At 75.3% G+C, this 8,781-nt stretch carries 9 protein-coding genes; all 9 read right to left on the reverse strand.

From position 1 onward, the window contains the following. Positions 1-12 precede the first annotated feature (12 nt). The 9 genes from FA014_RS15830 to FA014_RS15865 all read right to left on the reverse strand — a co-directional run bounded on the left by FA014_RS15830 (position 13) and on the right by FA014_RS15865 (position 8,770). Positions 13-153 (reverse strand): hypothetical protein, encoded by a 141-nt coding sequence (locus FA014_RS15830; RefSeq protein ID WP_154730613.1) that lies wholly within the window; start codon positions 151-153, stop codon positions 13-15. A gap of 46 nt (positions 154-199) precedes the next feature. Then, positions 200-802, reverse strand: coding sequence for a nicotinate-nucleotide adenylyltransferase (nadD, locus tag FA014_RS15835; protein ID WP_154730614.1), 603 nt, complete (start codon positions 800-802; stop codon positions 200-202). A 25-nt stretch (positions 803-827) separates the two neighbouring features. Then, positions 828-983, reverse strand: coding sequence for a hypothetical protein (locus FA014_RS20130; RefSeq protein ID WP_168217004.1), 156 nt, complete (start codon positions 981-983; stop codon positions 828-830). 71 nt (positions 984-1,054) lie between these two features. Continuing rightward, positions 1,055-2,392 (reverse strand): glutamate-5-semialdehyde dehydrogenase, encoded by a 1,338-nt coding sequence (locus tag FA014_RS15840; protein ID WP_154730615.1) that lies wholly within the window; start codon positions 2,390-2,392, stop codon positions 1,055-1,057. Between the two features lie 83 nt (positions 2,393-2,475). Next, positions 2,476-3,624, reverse strand: coding sequence for a glutamate 5-kinase (gene proB, locus FA014_RS15845; protein WP_154730616.1), 1,149 nt, complete (start codon positions 3,622-3,624; stop codon positions 2,476-2,478). A 64-nt stretch (positions 3,625-3,688) separates the two neighbouring features. After that, positions 3,689-5,200: a GTPase ObgE gene (gene obgE / locus FA014_RS15850; protein ID WP_154730617.1), complete on the reverse strand. Its 1,512-nt coding sequence runs from the start codon at positions 5,198-5,200 to the stop codon at positions 3,689-3,691. Between the two features lie 88 nt (positions 5,201-5,288). Next, positions 5,289-5,543: a 50S ribosomal protein L27 gene (rpmA, locus tag FA014_RS15855; RefSeq protein WP_154730618.1), complete on the reverse strand. Its 255-nt coding sequence runs from the start codon at positions 5,541-5,543 to the stop codon at positions 5,289-5,291. Between the two features lie 73 nt (positions 5,544-5,616). Then, entirely contained in the window at positions 5,617-5,925 is a 309-nt protein-coding gene (rplU, locus tag FA014_RS15860) for a 50S ribosomal protein L21 (RefSeq protein WP_230323244.1), read from the reverse strand. A gap of 265 nt (positions 5,926-6,190) precedes the next feature. Continuing rightward, complete coding sequence (locus FA014_RS15865) at positions 6,191-8,770, reverse strand: Rne/Rng family ribonuclease (protein ID WP_419178416.1); 2,580 nt, start codon at positions 8,768-8,770, stop codon at positions 6,191-6,193. Positions 8,771-8,781: the final 11 nt, after the last annotated feature.

Below are 8,781 nucleotides of genomic sequence, written 5' to 3' on the forward strand. Positions count from 1 at the left end.
ACCCGGTGCCCGCTACACGCCGCGCGCGGGGGTCGCCCGGGCCGCCTCGGGCGGGGTCGCGGGCGGTGCGGCGGCGCGCTCCTGCTCCGCGAGCCGCGCGGCCTCGCGCTCCCGCAGCTCCCGTCGGGTCAGCGGGCTGCCGGACGAGCTCATCTCGGGGCCTCCTCGGGACCGGGGGCGCAGCACGCGATCTCGTGGATCATGACTGGCTTCCTCGGTACAGACCGTGCTTCGCGATGTACTGGACGACGCCGTCCGGCACCAGGTACCAGACGGGCTTGCCGCCGCGCGCGCGGGCGCGCACGTCGGTGGACGAGATGGCGAGCGCCGGGATCTCCCACTGGCTGACGCGGTCGGCGGGCAGGCCGTCGATCGTCAGCGTGTGCCCGGGCCGGGTCACGGCCACGAACTGCGCACGCTGGAAGAGCTCCGGCGAGTCCTTCCACGTGAGGATCTGCTCGATGGCGTCGGCGCCGGTGATGAAGTACAGGTCGGCGTCGGGGCGCTCGTGCGCGAGGTCCCGCAGGGTGTCGACGGTGTAGGTCAGCCCGGGCCGGTCGATGTCGACGCGGCTGACGGTGAACCGCGGGTTCGACGCCGTCGCGATGACCGTCATGAGGTAGCGGTGCTCGGCGGGCGTGACCTCGACGTCCTGCTTGAACGACGGGGCGCCGGTCGGCACGAACACGACCTCGTCGAGGTCGAACTGCGCGGCGACCTCGCTGGCGGCGACGAGGTGGCCGTGGTGGATGGGGTCGAACGTGCCGCCCATCACGCCCAGCCGGGCTCGTCGCTGCGTCATCGGATGCGGGTCCCCTGGCGGTGGCTCAGTCGTGGCGGGTGCCGACGCTCCGGAACGCGAACGTCACCAGCAGCAGGGCCAGCAGCACGCCGAACGCGGTGATGCCGAACACCACGGGCGAGAACGGCAGCTCGGTCGTGTGCTCGGCGGCGGTCTCGGCGACGCGCAGCGCAGCGTTCACGTGGTCCTCCCGGACGGGTCGAAGTGAGGGTCAAGTGTCGCACGTCCGGCGGCTCGCCCGCCGGACGCCGGTCAGGGCCGCACGTGCCCGTCGCCGTGCACCACCCACTTGGTGGTGGTGAGCTCGCCCAGCCCCATCGGGCCGCGGGCGTGCAGCTTCTGGGTGGAGATGCCGATCTCGGCGCCGAGCCCGAGCTGGCCGCCGTCGGTGAACCGCGTCGAGGCGTTCACCATGACGGCCGCGGAGTCGACCTCGGCGACGAACCGCTCGGAGGCGGCGAGGTCGCGGGTGACGATCGCCTCGGTGTGCCCGGAGCTCCAGGTGCGGATGTGCTCGAGCGCGGCGTCCAGGTCGTCGACGACGCGGACCGCGAGGTCGAGCGACAGGTACTCGGTGGCCCAGTCCTCGTCGGTGGCGGGCACGACCTCGACCCCGGCGGGCGCCGCGGCGGCCGTGGCGGCGTCGCCGTGCACCGTCACGCCGGCCTCCGCGAGGGCGGCGAGCGCCGACGGCAGGAACTCGCCGGCGGCGTCGCGGTGCACGAGCAGCGTCTCCGCGGCGTTGCACACCCCGACGCGCTGGGTCTTCGCGTTCAGCAGGATCGGCAGGGCCATGGCCGGGTCGGCGGTGGCGTCGACGTACACGTGCACGTTCCCGACGCCCGTCTCGATGACGGGCACGGTGGCCTCCCGGACGACGGTCTGGATGAGCCCGGCGCCGCCGCGCGGCACGAGCACGTCGACCAGCCCGCGCGCGTGCATGAGCGCCACGCCGCCGGCGCGGCCCCAGGCGTCGACCGACTGGACGAGGTCCGCGGGCAGGCCCTGCGCCTCGAGCGCGGCGCGCAGCACCTCGACGATCATCGCGTTGCTCCGGGCCGCCGCGGACCCGCCGCGCAGCACGACCGCGTTGCCGGACTTCAGGGTGAGCCCCACGGCGTCGACGGTGACGTTCGGGCGTGCCTCGTAGATCATCCCGACGACGCCCATCGGGACGCGCACCTGGCGCATCCGCAGGCCGTTGGGCAGGGTCGAGCCGCGGACGACCTCGCCGACCGGGTCGGGCAGCGCCGCGACCTCGCGCAGCGCGCCGGCGATCGCGTCGATCCGCGCGGGGGTGAGCGCCAGCCGGTCGAGCAGGCCGTCGGAGATCCCGTCGGCGCGGCCGCGCTCCAGGTCCTCGGCGTTCGCGGCGACGATCGCGTCCGCGTGCGCGACGAGGGCGTCGGCGAGCGCGTGCAGGGCCGCGTCCTTGGTGCCGCGGGTCGCGACCGCCAGGGCGCGCGACGCGTGCTGGGCGCGGCGGGCCACGGCGAGCACCTGGGCGGTGACGTCGTCGGCCGACGGCACGGCGGGCACGGTGGCGGGCTGGGCCCCGTCCGTGGCCGGGGCGTCGATCGAGGTGGTCATCGCGCCAGCCTAGTCCCGGACGGGCGGGCGTCCGGCGGGCGTCTCAGTGCGCGGCCCGGGCGGTGCCGCCCGGCCGGCGGGTCTCAGCGCCGGCGACGCACCAGCACGAGGTCGTCCCGGTGCACGAGCTCGCGGTCGTACCCCTCCCCCAGGGCGTCCCGGAGCTCGGAGGTGCTCCGGCCGAGCAGCTCGGGCGCCTCTTGCGACGAGTACGCGACCAGCCCGCGGGCCACCACCGTGCCGTCGGCGCCGACGATCTCGACCGGGTCCCCGGCCTCGAACTCGCCCTCGACCGCGGTCACCCCGGCCGGCAGCAGGGACTTGCCCCGCTCCACGACGGCCCGCACCGCGCCGTCGTCCAGCACCAGCCGGCCGTGGGTCCGCGCGGCGTACGCCAGCCACATGAGCCGGGTCGAGGCGCGCTTGCCGGTGGCGGCGAACCAGGTGCCGACGTCCTCCCCGGCCAGGGCGGGGGCGACCTGCGCGGCGGAGGTCAGCACGACGGGCACGCCGGACCCGGTCGCGATCGCCACGGACTCCAGCTTGGTGACCATGCCGCCGGTGCCGACCCGCGACCCGCGCGCCGACACGTCGATCCCGTCCAGATCCTTCGGACCGCGCACCTCGGCGATGCGGCGCGAGCCCTCCCGGTTCGGCGGGCCGGTGTAGAGCCCGTCGACGTCGGTCAGCAGCGCCATCGCGTCGGCGTGCACCAGGTGGGACACCAGTGCGGCCAGCCGGTCGTTGTCGCCGAACCGGATCTCGTCCGTGGCGACCGTGTCGTTCTCGTTGACGATCGGCACGATGCCGAGGTCCAGCAGCCGCTCGAGCGCGCGCTGCGCGTTCCGGTACTGGGTGCGGCGCATCGTGTCGTCCGCGGTGAGCAGCACCTGCCCGACCCGAAGCCCGTGGTCGTGGAACGCCCGGGTGTAGTGCGCGACCAGCAGCCCCTGCCCGACGGACGCGGCGGCCTGCTGGGTGGCGAGGTCCCGGGGGCGCTGCGCGAGGCCGAGGGGGTCCATGCCGGTCGCGATGGCGCCGGACGAGACCAGGACGACCTGGTGGCCGCCGTTCACCCGCGCGGCGAGCACGTCGACGAGCGCCCGCAGCCGGGCCGGGTCGAGCTTGCCGGTGCCGTCGGTCAGCGAGGAGGAGCCGACCTTGACCACCACGCGGCGGACCTCGGGCAGCAGGCGGCGGTCGGACAACGCGGCGGCACTCACGGGAGGCATTCTCCCCCGCGCGGCGCCCCGGCCCGTCGGACGTTCGCGGACCGGACGGCCGGGAGCCCCGGCGTCAGTCCTCGCGCCAGAGGCCGGCCTCGCGCTCGGTCCACAGCTCCGCGCGCGCCTCGGCCTTCGCGTCCATCCGCTCCTTGTACTCCTGGCGCTTCTGCCCGCGGGTCGGCCGGCTCTGGTCCTCCAGGCGGGCGTCGGACCCGCGGGGCCCGCCGAGCAGCTCGGACCCGGTCATCAGCGTGGGCTCCCAGTCGAAGACGACCGCGCTCGGCCCGTCGCCGATGACGACCTCGGCGCCCGCGACGGCGCCCGCCTTCAGCAGCTTCTCCTCGACGCCGAGCCGCGCCAGCCGGTCGGCCAGGTAGCCCACGGCCTCGTCGTTCGCGAAGTCGGTCTGCCGGACCCAGCGCTCGGGCTTGGTGCCGCGGACCTGGAAGTACTCGTGGTCCCCGTCCTGGCGGCGGGCGACCGTGAAGCCCGCCTCGTCGACAGCGCGGGGCCGCAGCACGACGCGGGTCGCCTCGGGGGCCGGGGCCTCGCGGCGGGCCCGCTCGACGACCTCGGCCAGCGCGAACGTCAGCGGGCGCAGGCCCTCGTGGCTCGCGGTCGAGATCTCGAACACCTGCAGGCCGCGGGCCTCCAGGTCCGGGCGCACCAGGTCCGCGAGCTCGCGGGCCTCCGGGACGTCGATCTTGTTGAGCACGACCATGCGCGGCCGCTCGGTCAGCGGGACCCGCCCGCCCTCGATGCCGATGTCGCCGGCGTAGGCGGCGAGCTCGGCCTCGATCACGTCGAGGTCGGTCAGCGGGTCGCGGTCGGGCTCGAGCGTCGCGCAGTCGAGGACGTGCACCAGGACGGCGCACCGCTCGACGTGCCGCAGGAACTCCAGGCCCAGGCCCTTGCCCTCGCTCGCGCCCGGGATCAGGCCCGGGACGTCCGCCACGGTGTACCGGGCGTCGCCGGCCTGCACGACGCCCAGGTTCGGCACCAGGGTGGTGAACGGGTAGTCGGCGATCTTCGGCCGGGCGGCGGACATCGCGGCGACCAGCGACGACTTGCCGGCGCTCGGGAAGCCGACGAGCGCGACGTCGGCGATCGTCTTGAGCTCGAGGACGACGTCGCGGGCGTCGCCCGGCTCGCCGAGCAGGGCGAAGCCCGGGGCCTTGCGGCGCGGGGAGGACAGCGCGGCATTGCCGAGCCCGCCGTGGCCGCCCTCGGCCACCACGAAGGTGGCGCCGGCGCCCACCAGGTCGGCGAGCACCTCGCCGTCGGTCGACTTCACGACGGTGCCGTCCGGGACGGGCAGGACGAGGTCCTGGCCGGTCGAGCCCTGCCGGTGGTCGCCCATGCCCTGGGTGCCGGACGGCGCGTGCCGGTGCGGCGCGTGGTGGTAGTCGAGCAGCGTCGTGACCTGCGGGTCGACGACGAGGATCACGCTGCCGCCGTTGCCGCCGTTGCCCCCGTCGGGGCCGGCGAGCGGCTTGAACTTCTCGCGGTGGATGGACGCGCAGCCGTGGCCGCCGTCACCGCCGCTGGCGTGGAGGACGACTCGGTCGACGAACGCGGCCATGTGCGGGTGGTTCCTTCCTGGACGGACGAAGGGGCGCACCGCGTCGTGCGGTGCGCCCCTCCGGCCAGCGTGCTGGGGTGCGGCGGTGTCAGGCCGCCGTCACGATGTCGATGACCTTGCGGCCACGACGGGTGCCGAACTGCACGGCACCGGCGGTGAGGGCGAACAGCGTGTCGTCGCCGCCACGGCCCACGTTCACACCGGGGTGGAAGTGGGTGCCGCGCTGGCGGACGATGATCTCGCCCGCGTTGACGACCTGGCCGCCGAAGCGCTTGACGCCGAGACGCTGGGCGTTGGAGTCACGACCGTTGCGCGAGGAGCTCGCGCCCTTCTTGTGTGCCATCTCAGGCCTGCTTTCGTGCGGTGCTGTCTACGGGGACGGGGTCACGGGGTCGCCTGGCGGCGGCCCTGCGAGGTCACTTGATGCCGGTGACCTTGAGGCGGGTCAGCTGCTGGCGGTGACCCTGGCGACGGCGGTAGCCCGTCTTGTTCTTGTACCGCAGGATGTCGATCTTCGGGCCCTTCTCGGCCCGGACGACCTCCGCGGTGACCTTGATCTTGGCGAGCGCCGCGGCGTCCGACGTCACGGCGGTGCCGTCGACGAGGAGGAGCGCGGGCAGCTCGACGGTCTCACCGGCGGCGGCAGCGAGCCGGTCGACGACGACGACGTCGCCGACGGCGACCTTCTCCTGGCGGCCGCCGGCCTTCACGATCGCGTACACCACGTTGCTGCTCATCTCTGCTCGTCGAACTTCAGGTTCAGGGGCGCCCCGCCCTGCTGCCGGTCCCGGCGCGCCACCGCGGTGGCCGCGGAGCTCGGGAGGTCGGCGCCGCTGGGGCGTCACGCACGAACGGTGCCTCTGCGCAGCGACCCGGGATCACCCCGGCTCACCATCAGAGCGCACCGACGTTCAAGGATACGCAGACCCTCGGAGAGGGTCAAACCGCGCCGTCGGTCCCCCACCCGTGGGCGGGGGACCGACGAACCGGTCAGGACGCGTCGTCCTCGGGGTCGGACTCCGACTCGGGGATCTCGAACAGGCCCGGGTCGACCGGGGTCAGCTCGAGGTGCGGCTCGCCGGCGGCCCGGGCCCCGGCGGGCTGCTCCGGGGCGCGCGCGGCGAGGTCGCCGAGCGCGGCGAGCACGTCGAGCGCGGGCTTCGCACCGGCGGCCTCCGCGGCCTCCGGGGCGACCTCGTCGGAGGCCGCGGGCGCCGCCTGCTCCCCCGCCTGGGGCTCCGCGTGCTCCTCGTCGTCGTGGGCGTGGGCGTGCGCCGCAGCCGCCGCGATGGTCGCGAGCGTGGCCTTCACCGCGTCGCGCGCCTCGGGCAGCACCGGCACGGCGGGCGCCGCGGCCGGCGCGGGCGCCTGCTCCTTGCCGCCGCGCTTGCGCCGCGGCTTCTTGGCCTCGCCGCCGCCCTCGGCCGGCTGCTGGGGCGCGCCCGCCTCCGGCTTGTGGTTGTGCTTCTCCACCGGCTCCGCGTGCACGATGAACCCGCGGCCGTTGCAGTGCTCGCAGGTCTCGGAGAACGCCTCGACCAGGCCCTGGCCGACCCGCTTGCGGGTCATCTGGACCAGGCCGAGCGACGTGACCTCGGCCACCTGGTGCTTGGTGCGGTCCCGGCCCAGGCACTCGACGAGCCGGCGCAGCACCAGGTCGCGGTTCGACTCGAGCACCATGTCGATGAAGTCGATGACGATGATGCCGCCGATGTCCCGGAGCCGGAGCTGGCGGACGATCTCCTCCGCGGCCTCCAGGTTGTTCCGGGTGACCGTCTCCTCCAGCGTGCCGCCCGCGCCGGTGAACTTGCCGGTGTTGACGTCGACGACCGTCATGGCCTCGGTGCGGTCGATGACCAGCGAGCCGCCCGACGGCAGCCAGACCTTGCGGTCCATGCCCTTGGCGAGCTGCTCGTCCACGCGGTGGTCCGCGAACACGTCGCCGGTGCCGGTGTACTTCGACACCTTCTCGGCCAGGTCGGGCGCCAGCTCGCCGATGTAGCCGGAGATGGTCGACCACGCCTCGTCGCCCTGGACGACGAGGGAGGAGAAGTCGTCGTTGAAGATGTCACGCACCACGCGGATCGCGAGGTCCGGCTCGCCCTGGAGCAGCGCCGGCGCGTTGGCGGTCTTCGCCTTCTTCTCGATGGCCTCCCACTGCGACTGCAGGCGGGCGATGTCGGCGCGCAGCTCCTCCTCGCTCGCCCCCTCGGCGGCCGTGCGCACGATCACGCCGGCGGAGTCGGGGACGACCTCGCGCAGGATCTTCTTCAGGCGCGCGCGCTCGGGCTCGGGCAGCTTCCGGCTGATGCCGGTCATCCCGCCGCCGGGCACGTACACGAGGTACCGGCCGGCGAGCGTGATCTGGGACGTCAGGCGGGCGCCCTTGTGGCCGATCGGGTCCTTGGTGACCTGGACCAGCACCGGGTCGCCGGACTTCAGCGCCTGCTCGATGCGGCGCGGCTGCCCGCCGTCCAGGCCCGCGGCGTCCCAGTTGACCTCGCCGGCGTAGAGCACGGCGTTGCGGCCCTTGCCGACGTCGACGAACGCGGCCTCCATGCTCGGCAGCACGTTCTGCACGCGCCCCAGGTAGACGTTCCCGGCCATCGACACCTGCGCCTGGCGGGACACGTAGTGCTCGACCAGCACGCCGTCCTCGAGCACGGCGATCTGCGTCTTGCCGCCGGCCTCGCGCACGACCATCGAGCGCTCGACCGACTCGCGGCGGGCCAGGAACTCGGCCTCGGTGATGATCTGGCGGCGGCGGCCCGCGTCGCGGCCCTCGCGGCGGCGCTGGCGCTTGGCCTCCAGGCGGGTCGACCCGCGCAGCGCGGTGACCTCGTCCCCGCCGCGCGACGACGACCGGCGCGACGGCTGCTGCTGCGGCTCGCCCTCGGCGTCCCCGCCCCCGCGGCCCGAGCGGCGACGGCGGCGACGACGGCGGCTGCTGCCGCCCTGCTCGTCCCCGTCGGCCTGCTCGTCGGCCTCGTCCTCGCGGTCCTCCGCGTCCTCGGCCGGCTCCTCGCCATCCTCGGGCTGGTCGGCGTCGTCCTCGCCCTGGTCGCCGTCGGAGCCACCGCGCGAGCGGCGGCCGCGGCCACCCCGGCGCCGGCGGCGGCGCGGGGCACCCTCGTCGCCCTCGTCGTCGGCGCGCTCGGCGGCGGCCTCCTCGGCGTCCTCGTCGGCCTCGGCGGCGGCAGCCGCCTCCACCGCGGCGGCGTCCTCGGCCTCGGCGGCGTCGGCACCCTCCTCGACGACCTCGGCGGACTCGGCGCGCTCGTTGCGCGAGCGCCCACGACGGCCGCGGCGGCGCGACGGGGCGGCCTGCTCCTCGGCGGGCGCGTCCTGCGGGACCTCCGCCTGGGCGGCGGCCTCGGCCTCGGCGGCCTGCGCCGCCTCGAGGTCGGCCTGCGCGGCCGCGGAGATCGCCTCGGGCGAGCCGGACGGCGCCTGCGCACGACGCCGGCGGCGCGGGGCCTCGGGCGCCTGGAACAGCAGCGCCGTGGTGGCGAGGCGCGCGGAGACCGCGCGGTCCTGGTCGGCGGGCTTCTGGCCGGCGCCGCGCAGCAGCGGGGCGCCGG

It is taken from the genome of Cellulomonas hominis (assembly GCF_005239125.1).
GTDB classification, from domain to species: Bacteria; Actinomycetota; Actinomycetes; order Actinomycetales; family Cellulomonadaceae; genus Cellulomonas; species Cellulomonas hominis_A.

Bases quoted from the DNA above. Each gene is read 5' to 3' on its own strand.
- FA014_RS15830 (WP_154730613.1), bottom strand. From the start codon at position 153: ATGAGCTCGTCCGGCAGCCCGCTGACCCGACGGGAGCTGCGGGAGCGC.
- nadD (WP_154730614.1), bottom strand. From the start codon at position 802: ATGACGCAGCGACGAGCCCGGCTGGGCGTGATGGGCGGCACGTTCGAC.
- FA014_RS15840 (WP_154730615.1), bottom strand. From the start codon at position 2,392: ATGACCACCTCGATCGACGCCCCGGCCACGGACGGGGCCCAGCCCGCC.
- proB (WP_154730616.1), bottom strand. From the start codon at position 3,624: ATGCCTCCCGTGAGTGCCGCCGCGTTGTCCGACCGCCGCCTGCTGCCC.
- obgE (WP_154730617.1), bottom strand. From the start codon at position 5,200: ATGGCCGCGTTCGTCGACCGAGTCGTCCTCCACGCCAGCGGCGGTGAC.
- rpmA (WP_154730618.1), bottom strand. From the start codon at position 5,543: ATGGCACACAAGAAGGGCGCGAGCTCCTCGCGCAACGGTCGTGACTCC.